At 63.9% G+C, this 19,886-nt stretch carries 22 protein-coding genes; 16 read left to right on the top strand and 6 right to left on the bottom strand.

The window, feature by feature from the left end; translation table 11 throughout:
- Positions 1-20: 20 nt before the first annotated feature.
- On the top strand, positions 21-2,204 hold the full coding sequence (locus tag HZF05_RS11000) for an Atxe2 family lasso peptide isopeptidase (protein ID WP_160366081.1): 2,184 nt from the start codon (positions 21-23) through the stop codon (positions 2,202-2,204).
- Here the strand turns inward: HZF05_RS11000 and HZF05_RS10995 are convergent.
- The 6 genes from HZF05_RS10995 to HZF05_RS10970 form a co-directional block, all read right to left on the bottom strand.
- Positions 2,152-3,903, bottom strand: a complete 1,752-nt coding sequence (locus tag HZF05_RS10995; RefSeq protein WP_160366080.1) for an asparagine synthase-related protein — start codon at positions 3,901-3,903, stop codon at positions 2,152-2,154. The two genes, HZF05_RS11000 and HZF05_RS10995, sit on opposite strands and share 53 nt — an antisense overlap.
- Before the next feature lie 2 nt (positions 3,904-3,905).
- The gene (locus tag HZF05_RS10990; protein ID WP_160366079.1) at positions 3,906-4,559 is read right to left on the bottom strand and encodes a lasso peptide biosynthesis B2 protein; all 654 of its coding nucleotides are present in this window, start codon (positions 4,557-4,559) and stop codon (positions 3,906-3,908) included.
- A gap of 55 nt (positions 4,560-4,614) precedes the next feature.
- Entirely contained in the window at positions 4,615-4,740 is a 126-nt protein-coding gene (locus HZF05_RS10985) for a benenodin family lasso peptide (protein ID WP_160366078.1), read from the bottom strand.
- Positions 4,741-4,854: 114 nt separating this feature from the next.
- A complete protein-coding gene (locus tag HZF05_RS10980; protein WP_160366077.1) occupies positions 4,855-5,478 on the bottom strand; it encodes a GntR family transcriptional regulator in 624 nt (207 codons plus the stop codon).
- Between the two features lie 4 nt (positions 5,479-5,482).
- Positions 5,483-5,899, bottom strand: coding sequence for a helix-turn-helix domain-containing protein (locus HZF05_RS10975; RefSeq protein ID WP_246331884.1), 417 nt, complete (start codon positions 5,897-5,899; stop codon positions 5,483-5,485).
- Between the two features lie 184 nt (positions 5,900-6,083).
- A complete protein-coding gene (locus HZF05_RS10970) occupies positions 6,084-6,485 on the bottom strand; it encodes a hypothetical protein (protein ID WP_160366076.1) in 402 nt (133 codons plus the stop codon).
- A gap of 308 nt (positions 6,486-6,793) precedes the next feature.
- On the opposite strand from HZF05_RS10970, the gene HZF05_RS10965 reads away from it, so the two are divergent.
- The 15 genes from HZF05_RS10965 to traN all read left to right on the top strand — a co-directional run bounded on the left by HZF05_RS10965 (position 6,794) and on the right by traN (position 19,859).
- Positions 6,794-7,567, top strand: a complete 774-nt coding sequence (locus HZF05_RS10965; RefSeq protein ID WP_246331882.1) for a DsbC family protein — start codon at positions 6,794-6,796, stop codon at positions 7,565-7,567.
- A gap of 172 nt (positions 7,568-7,739) precedes the next feature.
- Complete coding sequence (locus tag HZF05_RS10960; protein ID WP_160366075.1) at positions 7,740-8,057, top strand: hypothetical protein; 318 nt, start codon at positions 7,740-7,742, stop codon at positions 8,055-8,057.
- A gap of 115 nt (positions 8,058-8,172) precedes the next feature.
- Positions 8,173-8,439 (top strand): type IV conjugative transfer system protein TraL, encoded by a 267-nt coding sequence (locus tag HZF05_RS10955; protein ID WP_160366074.1) that lies wholly within the window; start codon positions 8,173-8,175, stop codon positions 8,437-8,439.
- A gap of 8 nt (positions 8,440-8,447) precedes the next feature.
- On the top strand, positions 8,448-9,095 hold the full coding sequence (locus tag HZF05_RS10950; RefSeq protein ID WP_160366073.1) for a TraE/TraK family type IV conjugative transfer system protein: 648 nt from the start codon (positions 8,448-8,450) through the stop codon (positions 9,093-9,095).
- Complete coding sequence (locus HZF05_RS10945; RefSeq protein ID WP_160366072.1) at positions 9,079-9,843, top strand: type-F conjugative transfer system secretin TraK; 765 nt, start codon at positions 9,079-9,081, stop codon at positions 9,841-9,843. Before HZF05_RS10950 ends, HZF05_RS10945 begins: the two co-directional genes overlap by 17 nt.
- Positions 9,840-11,174: a TraB/VirB10 family protein gene (locus HZF05_RS10940; RefSeq protein WP_160366071.1), complete on the top strand. Its 1,335-nt coding sequence runs from the start codon at positions 9,840-9,842 to the stop codon at positions 11,172-11,174. The genes HZF05_RS10945 and HZF05_RS10940 overlap by 4 nt, the downstream gene beginning before the upstream one ends.
- 38 nt (positions 11,175-11,212) lie before the next feature.
- Entirely contained in the window at positions 11,213-11,803 is a 591-nt protein-coding gene (locus HZF05_RS10935) for a TraV family lipoprotein (RefSeq protein WP_246331880.1), read from the top strand.
- A 20-nt stretch (positions 11,804-11,823) separates the two neighbouring features.
- Entirely contained in the window at positions 11,824-14,316 is a 2,493-nt protein-coding gene (locus HZF05_RS10930; protein WP_160366181.1) for a TraC family protein, read from the top strand.
- A gap of 5 nt (positions 14,317-14,321) precedes the next feature.
- Entirely contained in the window at positions 14,322-14,648 is a 327-nt protein-coding gene (locus HZF05_RS10925; protein WP_160366069.1) for a hypothetical protein, read from the top strand.
- The gene (locus HZF05_RS10920; RefSeq protein WP_160366068.1) at positions 14,645-14,863 is read left to right on the top strand and encodes a hypothetical protein; all 219 of its coding nucleotides are present in this window, start codon (positions 14,645-14,647) and stop codon (positions 14,861-14,863) included. Before HZF05_RS10925 ends, HZF05_RS10920 begins: the two co-directional genes overlap by 4 nt.
- Entirely contained in the window at positions 14,860-15,516 is a 657-nt protein-coding gene (locus HZF05_RS10915; protein ID WP_220129796.1) for a conjugal transfer protein TraW, read from the top strand. Before HZF05_RS10920 ends, HZF05_RS10915 begins: the two co-directional genes overlap by 4 nt.
- Positions 15,513-16,526: a TraU family protein gene (locus tag HZF05_RS10910; RefSeq protein ID WP_160366067.1), complete on the top strand. Its 1,014-nt coding sequence runs from the start codon at positions 15,513-15,515 to the stop codon at positions 16,524-16,526. Before HZF05_RS10915 ends, HZF05_RS10910 begins: the two co-directional genes overlap by 4 nt.
- Before the next feature lie 89 nt (positions 16,527-16,615).
- Entirely contained in the window at positions 16,616-16,840 is a 225-nt protein-coding gene (locus tag HZF05_RS10905) for a hypothetical protein (protein WP_160366066.1), read from the top strand.
- A complete protein-coding gene (locus HZF05_RS10900; protein WP_246331878.1) occupies positions 16,837-18,780 on the top strand; it encodes a hypothetical protein in 1,944 nt (647 codons plus the stop codon). The genes HZF05_RS10905 and HZF05_RS10900 overlap by 4 nt, the downstream gene beginning before the upstream one ends.
- Positions 18,777-19,859, top strand: coding sequence for a conjugal transfer protein TraN (gene traN, locus HZF05_RS10895; RefSeq protein WP_160366065.1), 1,083 nt, complete (start codon positions 18,777-18,779; stop codon positions 19,857-19,859). The genes HZF05_RS10900 and traN overlap by 4 nt, the downstream gene beginning before the upstream one ends.
- The last annotated feature ends 27 nt before the right edge of the window (positions 19,860-19,886 follow it).

The following is a 19,886-nucleotide window of genomic DNA, read 5'->3' as shown; positions in this document are numbered from 1 at the left end:
GGCTGTCAGGCGGGAGGGCGATGCCGGCGTTGCCGACGGCATCCGCCTGTGGCGCGATTGTCTTCGCGGCACTTTGTTCTTTAACCCCCGCACGTGCCGCATCGAGCAATTGCGATGCGATGATCCCGACGGCGGCGGAGGCCGCGATCGCGCGCCGGGCTCCCCGTGTGGACGATCTCATAGGGCTGCGCGATATCGGCGAGCCTGATAGCAGCCTGTATCGGCTCCCGAGTCCGCTCGGGCTCTCGCCCAACGGGTCTCAAGTCGCTTTTGTCGTCAAGCGAGCCGATCCAGATGCGAACCGCACATGCGCGGTCCTGATCACTCTGAACCTGAGTGATGGCGTACCGCACATGATATCGCCGATCGACACCGCGCTTCTTATGGAGCCCGTCGACGTTCGCGGACAGCTGACTCCACTTGGAATCCAGGCAATAAACGCGCCAATCTGGTCGCCAGATGGGCGTTGGATCGCCTATCTCCGACCGTCAAATACCGGCGCGCAGGTCTGGATCGTCTCGCCAGATGGTATCGGGCTTCGCCAGATCTCCAATTTGGCCTCGTCCGTGATGAGCTTTCGCTGGTCAGCCGACAGCTCGGCTCTTCTTGTTCAAACGCGTGGCGCGCTGCCCAAGGAAGAGAGTCGCCTGGCAAACGAGGGCCGTACTGGGTTCTTCTACGATTCCCGATTCGTGCCGAACATGAGCAACAGGCCACAGATCTCGAGCTCCATCAGCACGGACAGTCTGTCGATCGACGTTGCGACAGGTCGCGTCCGCTCTCTCGGCCAAGACACCAGTGGCATTCCGAGCGCTGATGATTCCGATCGGCCGCCGAGGGCAGAGTTGATCGCCACATCGTCGACCGGATGGACTGCATGGACCGCACCGGTTGCGGATCTATTCGAGTCGCCGGTGGGCCTCCACATTCGTGCGCCCGGAAAGAGCGTCGATCTCTGTCGCTGGGCGACTTGCAACGGCAATATGGTGGGAGTTTGGTGGCTGCACGGCGGTACGGATCTCTATTTCCTTCGGCCCGAGGGTTGGGCGCGCAATGCCTTTGCCATGTATCGCTGGCGACCGGGCTCTGGTCCCCCGGTCCGGACGTTCCTGACCAAGGACATCCTGTCCGCCTGCCAAGCGTCCGGCTCCTCGCTTCTCTGCCTCCGAGACGCTAGCACCAGTCCGCGCCGGCTCGTGCGTATCGATGTCGAATCCGGCTCGATCAGGACGGTCTTCGACCCCAACCCCGTGTTTTCGCGCCTCGAACTTGGCTCAAGCCAGCGCCTTTATTGGCGCAATGCCGATGGCGTCGAAACCTTCGGTGATCTCGTCCTGCCGCCCCACTATCGCCCCGGCGTCAGATTGCCCCTTGTGGTTGTTCAATATGATTCTGAGGGCTTCTTGCGAGGGGGTACCGGCGACGAAATCCCCATCCAGGCCATGGCTACCGAAGGGTTCGCGATCCTGAATGTTGAAGAGCCCTCTCCCTACGCGAAACGCCATGCGGGAATGGGCTGGCCATCGTGGGCGGATGCGGAACGTGCCAACATCGTGGATTGGCGTGACCGGCGGAGCCATTTCTCCTCCGTTGTCGAAGGCGCGAGGCTGGTTGTCAGCATGGGTATCGCGGACCCGGCACATATCGGCCTGACAGGCATGAGCGACGGCGCCTCGACGGCGCGGTTCGCGATGATCAATTCGAGAGTCTTCGCGGCAGTCTCGATCAGTACCTGCTGCATGGAACCGACCACCTCGATGATCTATGGAGGCGAAGCCTGGGCCGAAGGGTTGCGAAAGGCAGGCTATCAAAGCTGGCGTCCCTCGGAGGCATTCCCGTCCGTATGGGCGCCCTATTCCTTGACCATGAATGCGTCGAAGAAGTTGCCGCCGCTTCTCATGCAGCTGTCGGACGACGAATATCTTCTCGCCTTGCAGACTTTCGAAGCACTCCGGGATCAGTCGCAACCGGTCGAGATGTATGTCTTTCCCGACGAACATCACAGCAAGTGGCAGCCAGCCCATCGGCTGGCGATCTATCGTCGTAATATCGATTGGTTCAATTTCTGGCTGAGGGGGATTTCGGACGCGTCGCCAGCAAAACGCGAACAATATGCACGCTGGTCCTCGATGCGGTCGAACTCCGTCACAATCAGCGGAGCATCCGGTCACCTAGCCACGCCTCGACATCGACCAGCGCCATGAGGCGCCAGAATTCGCTGCCTCGGGGGATTCGGCAGCGGCGGAAGGCACTTTCGACCTCTGATCGGACCACAATCTGTTCGCGAGCGAGGTGACCGTTTAACAGCATGTCGCGCATCGTCTCGAAATATCGTTCGAAAATCTCCACGGCAAAACTGTCTGGCATACCCTTGGACTGACGCCAGATAATGTCGGAGGGCAGTTGATCGCGAAAAGCGTGGCGCGCCGGGACGCGGTTCCATCCGCCGCCGAACCAGGCCCAGCTCGGAATAGACAGACAGAGCTCGACGATGGGCTGCGACAGAAGCGGAAAGACATTCGGCATCGCGCGCTCATGATCAAAGCCTTCCAGATAGTTAAGCGCAAAATGGAGAAGAGCGACCTGGCCTGCCTGGCCGGGCAGAGCCGTTGCGTGCGGCTCGAGCCAGTCATGTTTACAGCGTTCGATCCCGTCCGCCACGACATCCGGCATCAACAACGCGGCGTTGAAGGGTAACCGAAATGAATTTCGGCGGCCGATCAGGCGCGCGACTGCCTTTCGCCAAATGGCCGGCACACTGACCTGCGTCATCGCCGCCAGATCCGAGGCCGTTTGCGCTCCGGCGCGTAACCCCTCGCGTCGCACTCGATCGACGAGTGGTGCAACTGAGGTCTGATAGCCAAACACATTGTCGCCAGCCCCTCCGCCGAAAAACGCATCCACGCCAAGCTCGCGCGCGAGCGTCGACATGATCCTGCTGGATTCTTGGGAGAAGCTTCTCGCAAGCGGCCGTGGCAGATGCGAAGCGTGACTTTTCGAGACATCGACGCCATCGACATTGCGATGACGCTTGTAGAGCCTGGTCTCCAGATGCGTGCAAACCTGTTCGGCGTAGAAATGCTCGTCGCCGCTCGCATCGGTTGTTGTGAATGTGACCGCCGAGAAGTTCGATTTTGCCGCCTTGAGCGAAGCGGCAACGATTGAAGAATCAAGGCCGCCTGAGAGGGTGAGAAGGATGTTGTCGAAGCGGCTCGCCTGGCATTGGATGGATTCGCTGATCACCGATCGCAGGTGATCGGACTCAGCGTTCGAAGGCTCTTGATCACGGGTCGCGAACTGCCAAGGGCTCCAGACGTGGTGCCGGGAAAACTCTCCTTTTCCAGCACGAAGCATGTCACCGCCGGTCAATTCGGTGACGCCTGCGAGAGCGGTTTGGTCTGGGCGGACGGGCGCCACAAGAAGATGAGCGGCAACACCGACCCAATCCACCTCCAGTTTCACGGCCATCGCCTGCTGGAGTAGGGCGGGATCGTTGCTTGCAAGCAGGCAGGATTCCCGCAAGACGAAATAGCATCCGAGCGCCCCCATAGGGGAGCGCAGCAGGAGGTTCCCGCGACCGCGCGGTGCGGGGAGAATTGCGATATAGTGGCCCCAGAGCCGATCCACGATCGCCCTGCCCTCACTCTCACTAAAGACGATGGCACGCCCACGTGATATCTCGTCCCCCGATCGGATCAGCCGCCCTTCGGAGAACGCAGTGCCGAGGATGGTGCCATTGTCTCCCGGCAACGCGATGACATCCGTTCCATCACAGCGAACGACGCAATCCGGATAGCGGCTGACCACCGGTGGAAGATCGCGACCAGTCTCCGGCCCGACGCATGACTCATGAAAGTGATCGCAGGCGCCGGCGTGCAAACCGATCACAATCAGGTAGCGCACCGCTACATCACCAGAATTGGAGTGTAGGGTCGGATCGTGTCCAGCTGATCGTTGGCGATATCCGCACCAAGCTGCACCCAACAATGAGCCGCGAAAGGCCGAAGTTGAACGCCTATCACCACGGTTGGCGCAAAGCCGTTCGCGCGCAATGTCGATGCCAAAGCCACGGAGCGCGGTACGCAATGGTCGTGAGCGGTGACGATTTGCTCGGCCCAGCTGAAGGCAGCGATGATGTCCGCGACCGAGACGCGCGGCTCGAAATCGACCGGACCGCTACCCAGACGATATCGGGCAGCGATGGCCGGCAGTCCGCGGCGAGAGTACCGGACGCGCCATTTGACCAGGCTTGTCAGCGCTTCCAGGCTTCGTCTCATGGACGGCGTCGGGGCGCGGGTGATGGCGAGCGATTGACCAAGCTCGGGCAATACGGGAGGTTTGTCGAGTTCAGCGTCGCTCTCCACAAGAAGATTTTGACGCATAAAGGACGACGCGATCGCGGTCGTCTCCGCCGCGAGTTCGGCACCGGAGAGCAGGCGGTCGAATTGTGCAGCCTTGTCCGGTTGGAGAGCAAAGTATCGATCGGCAACCAAATTGAGGAAGACGATGTGGCTGCTCACATGGCAATAGTGGAGACCGTCTCTGACCCGGTAATTCATAGCAACCCCTGGAAAGGGAAATGCGCGCGGGCCTGCCGACCCGCGCGCCGAGACGTCAGTCGTTGGAGATGCCGACCTGCTTGTGCAGCCCGTTCTCGTCGCCGAGCGCGCCGATGGAGCCCTTGGTCTCCACGGTGGCCGAGCCCAGATCGATCGTGTCGTCTTCGTTGAAGCGGTCCATGATGTCTTCTCCTTCTGTCGCGATCTTGCGACGACCAAAGGATAGTCCAGCTTCCAACATATATTTCGACATATATAGCGCCACGATAACAAAGCCATGGCGCTAAATATAAAACTACATAATCCGCTCGTCGGCGATCCTCTCGACGATGTGTATCCGCCGTCTATGATAATTCGTGATCCTGCGGTTCAACGTACGTCGGAGTTGGCCATTGGGACCATGATTGAGCATCAAGAGTTCGCGATGGACATCCCGCAAGAGGTGACACTCGGCAATACGGACGAAGCCGAGGCGATCATTGATATTCTCGACAAGCTTCAGGAAAGCCGAGTTGTTGGCCGAACCGACGAGAGTGGAAAAAATCGAGGCAGAGCAGCTGGCCACTTCGAGTGGAGTTGCACCGGGCCGAGGATAGCAGATAGCTCCCATCGCTTCGTCTAGATCGGCGTCCGTACAGGTCTGGATCGCTCGCAAGACTATTGTCGAGTTGAGAACGTACAGGTCGCGAATCTCGTTCGCTGACAATGTCGCCACGTGGAAGCCACCGTGGCGCTGAAACTCAGCTAGGCCTTCGCCCATCAATCTGCACACCACTTCGCGCACTGGTGTCACACTCGCTCGGTATCTTTCGGATATGGCCTGCAGGTCGATATGGTGGCCCGGAGGAAGCCGGCCCTCGCGGAGATCATCCTTGAACCCCGCGTAGATGCGCTCATGAAGGACCGGATCCGGAGCCACCGCTTCAAGCCGCGTCGCTCTTTGGCCACCAATGCGGTGTCAGCTGCCGGGTGATCTGACTGATGTTCCGTTCCGCGATAAGATCTATGCAGCGTCGCTCGAGATCCGCGAAGTCGCCAAAAGCCAGTTGCTGAGGAAAGGCCATCTCATGGCCAAGAAACATGAGAGGAATCAGGATATGGCCAGTCGGCAGCCGAAGATAGCGCGAACAGCGAAGGTGATCGTCGAGTTTCGATGCCGGGTTCCCGCCTTCGACCTCGCGAAGCCATCGCGCACTGACGCCAACTTCGCGGGCAAGATGGGTCTGGGTGATACGTGCGCTTCGCCGTGCTTCCTCGATCCGTCGACCGGAAACCTCCTTCACGAAACTCAGAAGCGGGACATCAAGGCGGGAAGCCGCGCTGTTAAGCGACATTTCCATTTTCTCCTCCTGGAGATGACAGCCCGCCATGGCCAGAACATCAGGAGGCTAGGTGTAACATACACCTCTCGCAATAATTTTTACCGCCACCAGTCGGGAGTTGTGGCGGTATCGCCGGTTTTTCGGAAGTTTTACTCGCACTCGCCGAATCAGGCCCGCAAAACAGCTTTTTTGAACTCTGTTCTCACTGGTCGACGACCGCTTCAGCGACGCTCGCGACGTCTGCCGCCGACACTCGTGAAAAGGCATACAGCGCGAGCAGATAAACCTCGCCCATGGAAACCTTCTCGCCCCAACCGTCAGCTTTCTCCAGGAGGCTGCTGATTTCCGTGGCCTTGGCACTGACCCAGCGCGGTGCCCCCACAAAGAGGGTAATCGACCCCGAAAGCTCGGAAATGTCGGATCTCTGGATTGCTGCTGATGGCCTTGAGGGCTCGCGGGCAAGCCACTCCATCGCCGCCGTGAGAGTAGCTCCATATGGAATCAATGTATTGGTCGCCGTCATCAAACGATGGTGGCAGCTCGCCAGAACCTCGAACCCTTCGGGCGATACGCGCAGCTTAAAAGTCCGGATCGCACGCTCCATCACCATCCCCTCACGGTCACCGTTCTTATCAATTCCGCTGCCGGAACCGGCAGTGAAGTGCTGAAACGGCAGAATAATACCGACGCGGAACGAGACTTCCGCATCGGAAGATCACAGCCGTAGCGGCAGTGTCCAGCCCATCCGGAAGTTGAGTGCCCTGCCTCTTGTAGCCCCTGCAGGCGACGTGCATTCGTCACGGCGTCAGGGACGTCGGTCGGACCTGGGCCCGAGAAAGCCCACTCAGCCGACTGCTCCGCCCATCATCGACGTGAACACCGCGTGCTCGTCACGCCACGGAGGAGTCTTGCATGCGAAACTATCGGCAGTGCCTGATGATGGCAATGTCGGCCGCGGTGCTCAGCTGCGCGGCGACACCCAGCCAAGCCGAGACTGGCCGCGACACCGCGACGGTCGTAGCGGGCGCTCAACGCGCGCTCCACCAGACCTTCGCCAACCTGCATTTCGAGGACTTCGGCCCCTCACCCATCAAGGGCCCGGTCTACCAGGCCAATGCCGGCGGGCGGATCCTCTACTTCGCGCCGGAGAGCGGAAACCTGATCTTCGCCGCCGTCTACGACAAGGATGGCGTCAACCTGACCGCGTTGGCGCAGGACGATGCGGTCCGCAAACGCCTGGCACTGATCGACCCGGCCAAGGCGCTCGCCATCGGCCCCGCCGGCGCGCCGACCGTGATCGAGTTCACCGATCCCGAATGTCCCTATTGTCGGGCGCTCGAGAAGTTCTGGAATGCGAAAGCGGCGGAGGGGAAACCGGTCCGGCAGCTCGTCTATTTCGTATCGAACATCCACCAGGGATCAGCAGCGAAGTCGGAACATATCCTGTGCTCCGCCGACAAGGAAAAGGCGTTCCACGCCCTCTATGCCGGCGCAGCCCCGGACAAGCTGCTGACCTGCCCGGAGGGCCACGCCAAAGTCGCGGCCGATGCGGCGCTGACCAGCCAGATCGGTGTCAGCGGCACGCCGACCCTCATTATCGATGGCAAGCTCGTCGCCGGCTTCCAGCAGGGCGAACTCGAGCAGTTCCTCGACCGGCCGAAGGCCGCTGTCCGTGCGCAGCGCTGACGCAAATCACCTTCATGGCGGGCCGCCGCTGCCGATGACCATCGGCGCGGCGGGCCCAGATGCCGGGGACGACGGGCTCCAGGAGCCGTCCATCGTCCTCCCCGGCCGACACCGAGATCATCGATGCCGGCAGGCTGCTTTCCGGACGGCTCCATATTCAGGGAGTTCTCTCATGATCCGCAAGATCGGAAAACGTGTCGCCCATTTCGCGAGTATCGGTGTCCCTTTCGCCGCGATCGGCGTGCTCGGCGCCAGCGGCGCCCATGCCTTCACCGCACCGGCCCAGGGCGACCTCGGCTACGACATCTACGACATCGTCGTGAACAAGGGTGTGAAGGGGCCGCTTGGCTTCGTGGGCGGTGTCGCCGCCTTCCTGTTCGGCGTGTCGCGGCTTTTCTCGAACGTCATGATCGGCATCCCGACCATCGTCGCCGCGGTCTGCCTGATCAAAGCCGACACCATCCTCCAGACCTTCGGAATGGTCGTCTGATGCGATCGGCCGGGCGGCCCTGACGGGCTCGCCCGGCCCCAGAGCCAGGCGTCGCTGGGACGCCTGGAATGACCGCCGCAGTCGCGGTGGGTCAGGAAGCAGGAGGAGAAGGGCGATGGACGAGCGTCTGCCCCAGTATCTTCATCGGCCGGTCCAGATCCTGTGGTTCGGATCGGACGAGTTCATCCTGGTGATGTCGACCATCTTCGTGGCCGCCATCATCGGGGGGCTGGTTGGCTGGTTGCTCATCGGCGCCCTTCTCCTTTTCATTCCCTGGAAGCGATCGAAGCCCCGCGGCTTCCTGCCCCACCTCGCCTGGCGCTGGGGGCTGATCGCCTTCCGTCATTATCCGGGTCCGACCCAGACCCGCTTCTTCGAATGAGGCGGACCATGCTCGATTTCCTTAGCCCCCAGGATCATCACGAGACGGAGGAGCGCCAGCTCAAGGGCAAGCCCTCTAGCTTCGGCATCCATCGTTATCTGCAGGGCTCGGCCAATCTGTTCGAGGAGAACAGGCTGCTCAAGGTCGCGATCGTCGGCCTGTTTGGCATCACCGCCGTGCTCGGACTGCTGATCTACACGTCGAACCAAAACCAGCGGACCGTGCTGGTGCCGTTCGGTGCCGGCGGCGACCTCTACGTCACCGGCAACAAGCCGTCGGAAGGCTATCTCCGCACGGTCACTCGCAACATCGTCTCGCTCGCCGGCACATATTCCGCTTATTCGGCCGACCGGCAGTTCCAGGAACTGCTCTCGATCGTCCATCCGTCGGCCTACGACCAGGTGCGTGACGGGCTGAACCAGCTGCTCGACGAGCTCGCCGACAATCCGACGCTCTCGATCGCGACCTATATCCGCTCCGACCAGCCGGTGACCTTCACCAACAGCGACATCGTCGTGCCGGTCGAGAAGGTCCGCGTGATCGGCGGCGTGATCCGCAAGTTCCGCGGAAACTTAAGGATTGGCTACGCAATCGACAATGGCCGCTTCTGGCTGACCCGCCTCACCGAGGAGCAGTTCGATGCCGACGTCCACTAAGCGGCGGATCGCCGCCGGCTGCCTCGCGCTCGCGATCGGCGCACCCGCCTTCGCGCAGTCCATCACCGCGCTGCCCGACCAGACCAGCCGGATCCGCCTCTCCAACCACGACATCAATCATGTCGTCTGCTTGGGATCCGACATCGACGACGTGAAATTCTCCGCCGAGAAGCAGATCACGGTCGAGAAAGGCGGGTCGGACGCCTGGATCAAGTTCCTGGTCAAGGAGACCGACGACGCCGGCGCGGTGACGCGCTCTTACGTCACCACGCCGTCTGAATTCTTCGTGTCGTGCAATGGCGCCGACTATCCGCTCTATGCCGAGCCCGCCGACATCCCTGCGCAGACCGTGGTGCTGGCGCCGGGTGCTACCCAGAAGGCCCGCGACAACGAGGCGCTGCTCGGCCCGCTGGTCGAGGAAGAACGCGCGGTCTCGATCACGCTGGCGCTGCTGCAGGACCGCGTGCCGGCATCCTTCACCGAGACCGCGCCGTCGGCGACCGACATCGCATTGCCGACGCTTACCGGCGCGACGCTGCACGAGCGTCGCCGCCTCGCAATCGAAGGCTCGGGTCTGTCGGCCAGCGAATATCTGGTCGGCGCCCAGACTCCGATGAAGCTCGACGAGCGCAGCTTCCTTGCGAGCGCGCTCGGCGCCAACATCTTCGCGGTCACGCTCGACCATGCCACCGCCGGCCCCGGCGACGTGGCCCGCGTGATCATCGTGCGGCGGGGGGCGGCCAAATGACCGACGAGATCCGCCCCACCACCGAAGACGACGGCGCCCCTCTCCCGCGCCACACGCCAGACGCCAGCGATGCCATTCCGGCTGCCCCCGCGACGAGCGGCATACCGGACCTGCTACGCGCGCGGTGGCAGAGCCTGGGCTCGCGCCAGAAGCTGCGCGCCAAGCAGATCGGTGTCGGCGCCGCGATCGGCGTGCTCGGCATCGCGCTCTACACCGCATCCGGACATAGCCACCAGGCGGTCAAGCCCGCGACGGGCGCTGCCAAGCTCGACATGGGCGCGGGCCTGCGCGGCGACAGCCTCGAGGAGAAGCTCCGCGGTGACCTGAAGAAGGTGCTCGACGGGCAGAATCTGCTGGGCGACCGGGTATCCGCGATCGAGGAAGGCAAGATCCAGATCGGGTCCAAGGCGCCGCCCGCCGATGGCAGCACGACGCCGAACGATGCCGGTCCGCTGCCCCCTGCGCTCCCCGACGTGCCGGTCAATTATCCGCCGACACCGCCTGACGCGAAAGGCGCCGCCAAAAGCGCCGAGGATGACAGCCTTCCGCCCCCGCCATCCGGCCCATCAGCGCCGCCCGCGCCGCCTGTGGAAAAGCTTGTGGGCGGGATTGGGGATGCTTCCGCGCCCATCGTGCCAAAGGACGCGAGCCAGGCCGGGAATGGCGCGGACTCGAAAAAAAAGAATCGGACGATCTATTTGCCGCCTGGTTTCATGGCAGCCAGGCTTCTGACGGGGATCGACGCGCTGGCCAGCCGGGACGCGACGTCCAATCCCGAGCCGATCATCGCGCGGGTCCAGGCGCCGGCGGTGCTGCCCAATGACGTCAAGGCCAACCTCGCCGGCTGCTTCGTCATCGGCAACGCCACGGGAAGCCTCGCCAAGGAGCGCGTCGAGGTCCAGCTCGTCTCGCTCTCCTGCGTCGACTTCGACGACCATTCGGTGGTCGACCAGACGGTCAAAGGCTTCTTCGTCGACGCCGACGGCAAGAAGGGGCTCTCGGGCCAGGTCATCACCCGGGCCGGCGCGACGCTTGCCCGCGCCTTCATCGCCGGCACGATCAGCGGCATCTCGCAATCGGTGCAGGACACGTTCGGCGAGAACAGCGTCTCGGCGCTGGGATCGGTGCGCACGCTCAACCCGACCGACTCCATCAAGACCGGCGTCGCGGGTGGCCTTTCCAAGTCCTCGGACAAGCTCACCGACTTCTACCTCGATCTCGCCCGCCAGGCCGGCCCCATCGTCGAGGTCGGCGCCGGCAAGGATGTGACGGTGGTCGTCCAGGAGGGCGTCACCCTCGAGATCAAGCCCACGGCAGGAGTGAAATTCTGATGATCCGCTCCCCTCAATCTGCCCGCCATACGAGCATCATGCTTGCAATGCTGATGCTCAGCGGCTGCGCCGCGGTCGGCTCGGTCATGTCGCCCTATCCGGAGAAGTTCGGCTGCAAGAACAGCGACCACGGCGTCTGCATCTCGCCGGACAAGGCGTACCAGGATGCCGTTGCCGGCCGGGTATCGACATCCGATCCGGCGGTGACGAACGACAAGAAATTGCTGCACGCCCACGGCGCCAATCAGGCTGCAGCATCGCCCAGGGCACCGCATGGCAAAACGCCGCCGCCGCCCGCCTTCGCCGGCTATCGCGACAGTATCTATGCGGAGCTTCGTGGCCTGCTCGATCAGCCGGCGACGCCGATGCTGAAAGCTCCGCGCACGGTCCGCACGTTGATCCTGCCTTATGCCGACAGGCAGCGGCCGGACCGGCTTTACATGCCGCGCTATATCTGGTCGATCCTCGAACGGCCCGAGTGGGTGGTCGGCGACTACCTCGTCGATCCGGCCAGCCAGGCTGCCCAGGCGCCCATCCTTGGCCAGGTCCACGAGAAACCCGGCGACGAGGATCTGCCGGCGACGCTCCCGACCACGGGTCTCAAGCCCGCTCCGGAGAAGAAGCCGTGAGCGCCGCGAAGACCAGCGACATGACGCTCGCGCGCCTGCGCAGCTCTGTCGCCCGCGATCGCTATTCCGATTACCTGCCGCTGGTCGCCTGGGGCGAGCAGGAGGAGGCATTCCTCTGCATCGACGACGGCTGGGGCTATGGGTGGGAGCTGATCCCGTCAGCCTACATGTTCGGCCACGTTCACCAGGCGCTGCTCGGCCTGCTCAATATCCACTTCCCGGAAGGGACGGTGCTCCAGCTGCACAGCTTCGCCGATCCGCTGATCGCGCCGTCGCTCGACGCCTACCAGGATCTCAAGGTCCGTGACGATCCGCTGATCCAGGCGTCGGCGCGCCACACCGCCGACTATCTCCATGCCGGTCGGCACGGGCTTCGCGCGCTGCACGGCATTCCACTGCGCAACTTTCGGACCTTCCTGTCAATCAAGGCTTCCAAGCCCCTAGACGAAGACCTGCGCCGCCAGGTCGAGGAGCAGCTCGCCAAACTCGGTATCCGGCGCATGGCCGCGGAGGAAACGGTCAGTCTCTATCGTCGCATCTTCAACGGCGTCTACGCGGACGCACCCGGCGTGTTCACCGCAAAGCCCGTCGACGGTGGTGCTGCACCACCGATCCGCCGCCAGATCATCGATGCGGGGCCGGATCTGTCGTTCGAGGGGCCGGAGCTGTTCCTCGGCAACCATGTCGCGCGCTGCCTGACGCCCAAGTCGCCCGCCCGCCGGATCACCGCCGAGCGCGCCAACCGGCTCACCGGCGGCATGCGTGGCTCGTCCGAGGACAGCGACCAGATTGGCGGTCCCTTCCTGCTGACTCTCAACGTGCTCTTCGATCACAGCCAGTTCGAGATTCACAAGCGTGCCCAGATCCTGTCGGCGCAGAAGGCGGCGGGCAGCTTCGCGGTCGAGGTCGGCAAGCAGATCGAGGAGATCGGCTGGGTGCTGGACGAGGCCGGCACCTCCAAGTTCGTCCGCGTGATCCCGACGCTCTGGGTGTTCGGCCGCGACCGCGCGCATGCCCGCGAGATGGCCGCCAGGGCAAAGCGGCTGTGGGAGTCCGAGCCGCTCCCCTTCATGATGCAGGAGGAGAGCTACCTGAACCCGGTGCTCCTGCCGATGAGCCTCCCCTTCGGCCTCTATCCGGACAGGAAGACGCTGCGCCTCCTCGAACGTGATTTCCGTATGCCGGTGAAGAGCGCGGTGCTGATGGCGCCGATCCAGACCGACTTCCGCGGCGGCGGCCGCCCCGCCCTCCTCTATGTCGGCCGCAAGGGTCAGCTCGTCACGCTCGATCTCTTCGATCCACGCATCAACAACTACAATTTCGTCGTCTCGGCCGAGAGCGGCGCCGGCAAGAGCTTCCTGCTCAACAATCTCTGCCTGCAATATTTTGCCCAGAACGCGCTGATACGGATCATCGATATCGGCGGAAGCTACCGCAAGCTCTGCACGCTCTGCTCGGGCCGCTACATCGACGTGGGCGAGGAGCATCTCGTCCTCAACCCCTTCGACCTCGGCCTCGCGCTCGACGGCGACGATCGCCAGTCGGCGATCAGCATGGCGGTCGCGATCGTCGCCGAGATGGCCAATGCCGCGACCCGCAAGGGCGTCACCACCTCGGAATGGAATCTGCTCAAGTCGGCCGTCCAGTGGACGATCGACGAAGGCCATGCCGAGGAAGGGATCGACGCGGTCCGCGCCTGGCTCGGCTCCTACCCGGAATTCGCCGCTAGCGATCTCGACCGGGTCGAGCATCTGATCCCCGTCGCGCGCGAGCTCGCCTTCAACCTGCGCGATTTCGCGAGCGACGGCGTCTACGGCCATTATTTCAACGGACCCTCGACCTTCGACATCGCGCATGACGAATTCGTCGTGCTCGAGCTCGAGCGCCTCAAGAACATGCCGGACCTGTTCAACGTCATCGTCATGGTGGTGGTGAACGCGCTGACGCAGGAACTCTACCTCTCGGAGCGCGACCGGCCGCGCTTCGTGCTCTGCGACGAAGCCGCCCAGTTCATGACCCGGACCGAAGGTCAGGACCTGTCGCGGCTCGCCGAGGCCTTCGCGCAGGGCTATCGCCGCGCGCGAAAATACCAGGGCAGCTTCGGGATCGTGCTGCAGAGCATGAACGACCTGATGCTGTTCGGCGGCACCGGCCAGGTCATCCTGGAGAATGCCGCGACCCGCTTCCTGCTGCAGGGCTCGACCTACGACAAGGCGGTCGACAACAAGATCCTCGATTATTCGGGCTTCGTGCTCGACCTGCTGAAGTCGGTCCGCAACAACAAGCCGCATTACAGCGAGGTCTTCATCGACTCGCCGCTGGGCTTGGGCATCGCGCGCCTCGTCGTCGATCCCTTCTCCTACTGGATCAATACGTCCGCGCCCCAGGAGGTCGCCGCCTTCGAGGCCAAGGTCCGCGCCGGCCGATCGCCGCTCGAAGCGGTCTGCGAGCTCGCCGGCATCGATCCAGCCTCCATCCTCGGGCAGCCGGTGCTGCCGGTCGCGGCGGAGTGACAGAAATGGGTCAGGTTCATCCCCATCCCGACCAGCTCCAGTTGCACCTCGCGCGCGAGGACGAGATGGAGCGGATCATCGAGGCGCGCGTCGCGGTCCGCGCAGAGGCAGACGCCTTTCGCTGGCGTATCCGGCTTATCCTGATCGAGACGCTGATGATGGGCATGCTCGTCGCGGTCGCCGGTTTCTCGCTCCACCAGTCCTGGGCCCAAGTGATCCGCAGCGCGATCATCGTCGCGGGTGCCTGCTTCGCAAGCGGCGGGGTGCTGATCCTGGCGTCCGGGGCCGCCGGATGGATCGTGTCTCGCGTCCGTCGCCGGAGGCAGGCATGAGGGGCGTCCTCTCAACACGCCCGGCCAACTGGACGGCGCGCCTGCTGATCGGCGGCGAGCTGCTGCTGATCGTGACCAGCGTGCTGCTGCTCGGCAACGCGACCACGCTCGACGGCACGCTGGCGGCGATCGCGGCCACGCTGGTCCTGCTCTCGATCGCCACCTTGCTCGTCGCTGTCTTCGGCGAACGCGCCTTCGCGAGGCCGAAATCATGATCGCCGCGTCCCTCGCCCATCAGGCCCGGCCCGCATGGATCGAAGCCGCCGGTCTCGCCGCGCTCCTGCTGGCGCCGGCCACGCTGGTCCTGCCAGCCGAGGCTGCAACGTCGACGATCGGGCGGACCTGGCCGATCGCCGAGCCCGATGCGCTGAGCGAGATCGAGGGCAAGGTCGCATCGCTCCCGCCGATGACGAGCAGGTTCGGGCCGCGCTCGGACTGGACCGCGATGCGCAGCGCGGCGCTTGGGGTCGCGCGTCGGAATGCCGTCCGTACCGTCGTGCCCTTCTACACGCTCGGCGACGACATCCGCCTGCCCGATGGCCGCGTGCTTTACCCGAAGGGCTTCACCTTCAATCCGCTCACCTATGTGCGCCTGCCCCAGCGGCTGATCGTGGTGCATGCCGGCGAGGTCGGCTGGGCGCTGGACGAGGCCAGGCCGACCGACTGGATCCTGCTCGCCTCAGGGTCATCTCCGTCCCCAGATCCGATCGCGCTCTCGCAGAAGGTCGGCCGCCCGATCTTCATCCTCGAAGACGCCGTGCGCCAGCGCCTGGGCCTGACCGTCGCGCCGGTCATCATATCGCAGGCCGGCACGAAGCTGGTGCTGGACGAGCGCGCCCCGGCGCCGGTGTCGAGGACGGCGCGATGATCCGCCTCGCCTCCATGCTCCGCCTGGCGGCAGGCGCCGCTGCGCTCTGGCTGGCGCCGCTCGCTCCCGCGCATGCCTCGGCCTGTCCCGCGGACGCGGTCTTCAATCCGATCACCAAGGTCCAGTGGACCTGCATCTTCCCTATCACCATCGGGGGCGTGAAGATCGGCACGTTCGACAAGCTCTCGACCGCGCTCGATGCTCAATCCTCCGAGAGTCCCTTATGTGCCTGCCGCAAGGGCGCGACCTTCTGGTTCGGCGTGAAGGTGAGCTTCTGGTCGCCGTCGCGGATGGTCGATGTCGTCACGCAGCCCTACTGCATGATGGCGCTCGGCACCGACATACTGCCCACCCACGGCAAGCTGCAGGGCAGCCAGTCGTCCATCTCGGACGGGACGAACACCCGGAAGATGTTCGCCCAGATGCATTATTACATCTCGCCGGTCTGGGCCATGCTCGACATGTTCACCGACCTGCCCTGCCTCGAGACCAAGGGTTTCGATGTCGCGCTGATGACCGAGATCCTGCCGACCTGGCAGTCGGAGACATTGGGCGAGATCATCCAGCCCGAAGGTATCCTGTTCGGCAACCCCGCTGCCGGTCTCGCCTGCATGGCTGACAGCGCGGCGGCGGCTGCCGGCAAGGTGCTCGACCCGCTCTTCTGGTGCATGGGGAGCTGGGGCTCGACCTATCCGCTGGGCGGCGACATCCATTTCGACGACAGCGTCGAGGCCTGGGCGGGCCTCGCCGCGCGCGGCCAGTTCATGATGGGCAGGCTCGGTCTCTCGACAATCAGCTCGTCGGATGGCTGCTCGGATATCCCGACGCCGATCTGGAAGAAGTCCCGCTACAAGTTCCAGATGCTCGAGCCCGTGAAGGGCGGCCAATGCGTCAATATCGGACGCGCCGGCTCGCTCTGGACGAGCGCCATGCACGCGCCGGCACACGACAACGCCCAGTTCATGCTCTTCAACAAGGTGATCTGCTGCGCCGGAGTGTCGGCGCCATGAGCCCCTTGCATCTTTTCCCGTGTGGATGCGGCCCACTCTGGTCTGCCCGCCTTGGCCATGAGGCCGACGCATCCATGCGGGGAACGGGAATGGCCACGCCCCTCCCCGGCAATGCCATTCCCGCGGTCAGCGCGGCCACGCCCCCTCGTCCGGGCGAGGAGAGGCCCCCTCAGCTCCCCGTCCGGGCGAAGGCCGCGCTGACCCTTTTCGGTTCGAAGGCCATGTTTCGCGTGGCCACCGACGATGGTGACCTCCACCTTCGATTCCTGGTGGCGACCCGCAGGATCATCGTGGTCGAGGCCCAGGAATCATGAAGGTGCGCCCCTGCCTTCCCGTGGCCCTGATGCTGATTGGGTGCAGCGCGACCGCGCACGCGCAGAGCATGGCCGACCGGGCGCAGGCCGCCGCCGCCGCGTCGCGCGCCCGAACGTCGGACAGCAACTCACTGCTCCAGAATGTCGTGACACCGGGCCTCTCCGGCCAGCCGATCAGTACGATCGACGGCAAGACCAGCTTCACCGCCGCGCTCGCGTGCGAGAAGAGCGCAAAATGGCTGGAGCTGCTCGTCCAGCCGTCGGCGACCGGCGATCTCGGCACGGTCACGATCAGTCGCGACACCAATTTCGACGGCAGCTTCGATACCGCGCTGACGCTGCCGATGCCGGTTTCGGGCATCTGCGCGAACGGCATCATCTCGTGCACGCCCGGCACCTGGGATGCGTGCGAGGATTTCCAGTGGGCGGTCGACGGCGCGGGCGCGTTGAAGCTGACCCAGGTCGACATGCCGAACCTGACCAGCTGCTATTGCATCAACAACAGCTGCGGCCACGATCTCGCCTGGAGCAACATGCCCTCGGTGCTCGGCGATCTCGGCGGAGGTGTCGTCGGCGCGCTCACCACCGCCGATCCGCGTTACGGGGCCGCCCAGGCCAGCATCAACGGGCCGGTCATCGACTATGTCGGCGCTCAGTCGACATCCTGCGCATCGAGCCCGGCGGTCGGGCAGACGGCTTATGCGTCCAACCCGACGGCGATCCAGGCCGATGCCGCATCTCAGGCGTCTAGCAACAGCATCTTCCAGATGCTGAAAGGCTCGCCCGCCGGCACCGGAAAGGTCGCTCAAACACGAAGCTGCACAATTCAGCGCGAGGTCACGGTGACGTCGCCGACCTATGACGAGATCGTCACCGCGACCGGCTCATTCGAGAGCGTGACGATCTGCGGCGCCGGCTGTCGCATCTACCGGATCGGCGGTACGGGCAATTGCGATTATCCCCCGCCGACCTTCACCGGGCGCTTCACCGTTGCCAAGCCCGATCGGCTGGTCTCGGCACGGCTGACCGACATCCAGACCGCCGACTTCCTCCAGGCCCGTGTCAACGGCACGATCGTCGCGTCCGCCGGCGAAGGTCCCTGGATGACCGACGCGCTGCCCAGCGACTGCGGCACCGGTGACGATCACAGCGCTGCGCCGAACACCGATCTCTCGGCCCTGCTCCGCCAGGGCGCCGTCACGATCGATGCCCGCATCCACGCGCATGGCAGCCACAAGAGCGGCTATCTCGATGTCCGTATCGAGGTCGATACGGGCTGCGAGGCGACCGAGGATCTGGCCGATCTCTGCTCGGGCTATGAAGGCCAGAGCCAGTGCCAGTTGCTGAGCGAAGATGTCGATGGCGTCACAACCGTCACAGGCGGCGTCCACACGGGGCTCACCCCGCTTCCGCAAACGCGCCAGTTTGGCTCTGCCAGCTGCGCATTGTCGCTGACGAGACCGTTCTTCGAGCGCGACCGCCAATATCGCTGCGTCATTGACAGCGGCACCACGGCGGCACCCGATCTCAGCCGCGGCGCCTACATCATCGATCATTCGACCGAGACCCTGCTCGCGGATCAGACGAGGAGCGCGAACGGCACGGTCACCACCACGACGGCCGTGTTCAGTAGCCCAAGCGAACCCGCGGTCCCGGCCTGCGAAGCGATCTGCAAGACGCGCGCGCCGGCCGCCAGCACAGCGGCCGCGCCCGTCGGGGTGACAGGATCGCAGCAGAACGACCCGACCGGTTGGAATGTCTATTACCACACCTGTTCGGGAGGCGTTGGCAGCACCGACACTATCTGTCCGGCCGGACCTGGCGAGGAGGTCGTCAGCGCCTGCGGCTGCCTCGACGAATTCCCCGAGGCCGCGGTGATGATGCAGAGCGTCCGGCTCGCCGGCAGCGACCTCACCTGCAATGCGGGGAGCGTGCAATGATCCGACACCTGCCGCTCGCCCTCCTCCTTGCCGCGACGACGCTCATCACCCTGCCCGCCCAGGCCGAGGAAATCTGCGCGGTCGATCTGAACGGCAATGGCGACGCCGCCGATCCCGGCGAAACCGCCAGCTGCACGGCGATGGCCGGTGGAAACTGGCAGTGCCCGATCCAGCAGGTCAGCTGCACCATCGGCACCGCCGGCCAATATGCCTGCCCGCTCGGACCTCAATATGGATGCGTGGCCGCAGCCTTGGGCGGGGTGCCGACTTGCTCGCCCAATGCCTGCATCGACACCGGCCAGAACCCGATCGTCAGCGAGCTGGTCGTCGACGATCCCGGCGCCTCCAATGATGGCCAGGTCGATGCGAACGGCAATTGCCTCGGCAACATCCAGATTTTCTCCGGGCGGGCGTTGCGGTGCCGGCCGCCCGGTTTGCTCGACACGTTCCAGAATTGCTGCGCCGACAAGGGCAAGATCGTGAAGGACGGGATGGGCTCGTCGCTCATGTCGCTATCGACCAAGATCACAGTCGCGAAAGACCTCTTCACCGGGATCAAGGCGGCCTACGCCGCTTTCAAGGCCGGGGCGACCGCGAGCCAGGCAGCGAGCGCCGGCGCGCATGCGATCATCGTCGGGATCGACCCGACATCGATCGCGATCAGCCTCGCCATCGACTTCATGATCGAGACGCTGCTCCAGGGCTGCGATAGCCAAGACATGGAGACAGGCATGCTCAAGGGCTCGGGCATGTGCCACGAAGTCGGCGAATATTGCGCCTCCTCGATACTCGGCATCTGCATTCAGAAGGCGAAGAGCCAGTGCTGTTTCAATACCAAGCTCGGCCGGATCATCCAGGAGCAGGGTCGTCCGCAGCTCAAGGACTTCAACGCTATCGGCTGGGGTCCGGTGAAGCACCCCGACTGCCGTGGCTTCACGGCCGAAGAGTTTCAAGCGCTCGACTTCAGCCGGATGGATCTGTCGGAATATTACAGTGACATCGAGAGCAAGTCTGCCTCGCAAATTCAGGTCGATATGAAGGACAAGATCAATGCGTACATGCAGACGATCGCCCCATAGCCTCGCCCTCGCTTTATCCCTCGGCCT

This window comes from Sphingomonas chungangi (genome assembly GCF_013778325.1).
Lineage (GTDB): Bacteria > Pseudomonadota > Alphaproteobacteria > Sphingomonadales > Sphingomonadaceae > Solisphingomonas > Solisphingomonas chungangi.
Note: the sequence above shows the minus strand (reverse complement) of the source record. Positions and strands in the feature narration are given on the sequence as shown.

Coding starts and splice junctions, on each gene's coding strand:
- HZF05_RS10975 (WP_246331884.1), bottom strand. CDS start 5,899: ATGGAAATGTCGCTTAACAGCGCGGCTTCCCGCCTTGATGTCCCGCTT.
- HZF05_RS10965 (WP_246331882.1), top strand. CDS start 6,794: ATGCGAAACTATCGGCAGTGCCTGATGATGGCAATGTCGGCCGCGGTG.
- HZF05_RS10960 (WP_160366075.1), top strand. CDS start 7,740: ATGATCCGCAAGATCGGAAAACGTGTCGCCCATTTCGCGAGTATCGGT.
- HZF05_RS11000 (WP_160366081.1), top strand. CDS start 21: ATGCCGGCGTTGCCGACGGCATCCGCCTGTGGCGCGATTGTCTTCGCG.
- HZF05_RS10950 (WP_160366073.1), top strand. CDS start 8,448: ATGCTCGATTTCCTTAGCCCCCAGGATCATCACGAGACGGAGGAGCGC.
- HZF05_RS10940 (WP_160366071.1), top strand. CDS start 9,840: ATGACCGACGAGATCCGCCCCACCACCGAAGACGACGGCGCCCCTCTC.
- HZF05_RS10990 (WP_160366079.1), bottom strand. CDS start 4,559: ATGAATTACCGGGTCAGAGACGGTCTCCACTATTGCCATGTGAGCAGC.
- HZF05_RS10955 (WP_160366074.1), top strand. CDS start 8,173: ATGGACGAGCGTCTGCCCCAGTATCTTCATCGGCCGGTCCAGATCCTG.
- HZF05_RS10945 (WP_160366072.1), top strand. CDS start 9,079: ATGCCGACGTCCACTAAGCGGCGGATCGCCGCCGGCTGCCTCGCGCTC.
- HZF05_RS10920 (WP_160366068.1), top strand. CDS start 14,645: ATGAGGGGCGTCCTCTCAACACGCCCGGCCAACTGGACGGCGCGCCTG.
- HZF05_RS10985 (WP_160366078.1), bottom strand. CDS start 4,740: ATGGACCGCTTCAACGAAGACGACACGATCGATCTGGGCTCGGCCACC.
- traN (WP_160366065.1), top strand. CDS start 18,777: ATGATCCGACACCTGCCGCTCGCCCTCCTCCTTGCCGCGACGACGCTC.
- HZF05_RS10925 (WP_160366069.1), top strand. CDS start 14,322: ATGGGTCAGGTTCATCCCCATCCCGACCAGCTCCAGTTGCACCTCGCG.
- HZF05_RS10905 (WP_160366066.1), top strand. CDS start 16,616: ATGGCCACGCCCCTCCCCGGCAATGCCATTCCCGCGGTCAGCGCGGCC.
- HZF05_RS10910 (WP_160366067.1), top strand. CDS start 15,513: ATGATCCGCCTCGCCTCCATGCTCCGCCTGGCGGCAGGCGCCGCTGCG.
- HZF05_RS10915 (WP_220129796.1), top strand. CDS start 14,860: ATGATCGCCGCGTCCCTCGCCCATCAGGCCCGGCCCGCATGGATCGAA.
- HZF05_RS10900 (WP_246331878.1), top strand. CDS start 16,837: ATGAAGGTGCGCCCCTGCCTTCCCGTGGCCCTGATGCTGATTGGGTGC.
- HZF05_RS10970 (WP_160366076.1), bottom strand. CDS start 6,485: ATGGAGCGTGCGATCCGGACTTTTAAGCTGCGCGTATCGCCCGAAGGG.
- HZF05_RS10935 (WP_246331880.1), top strand. CDS start 11,213: ATGCTTGCAATGCTGATGCTCAGCGGCTGCGCCGCGGTCGGCTCGGTC.
- HZF05_RS10930 (WP_160366181.1), top strand. CDS start 11,824: ATGACGCTCGCGCGCCTGCGCAGCTCTGTCGCCCGCGATCGCTATTCC.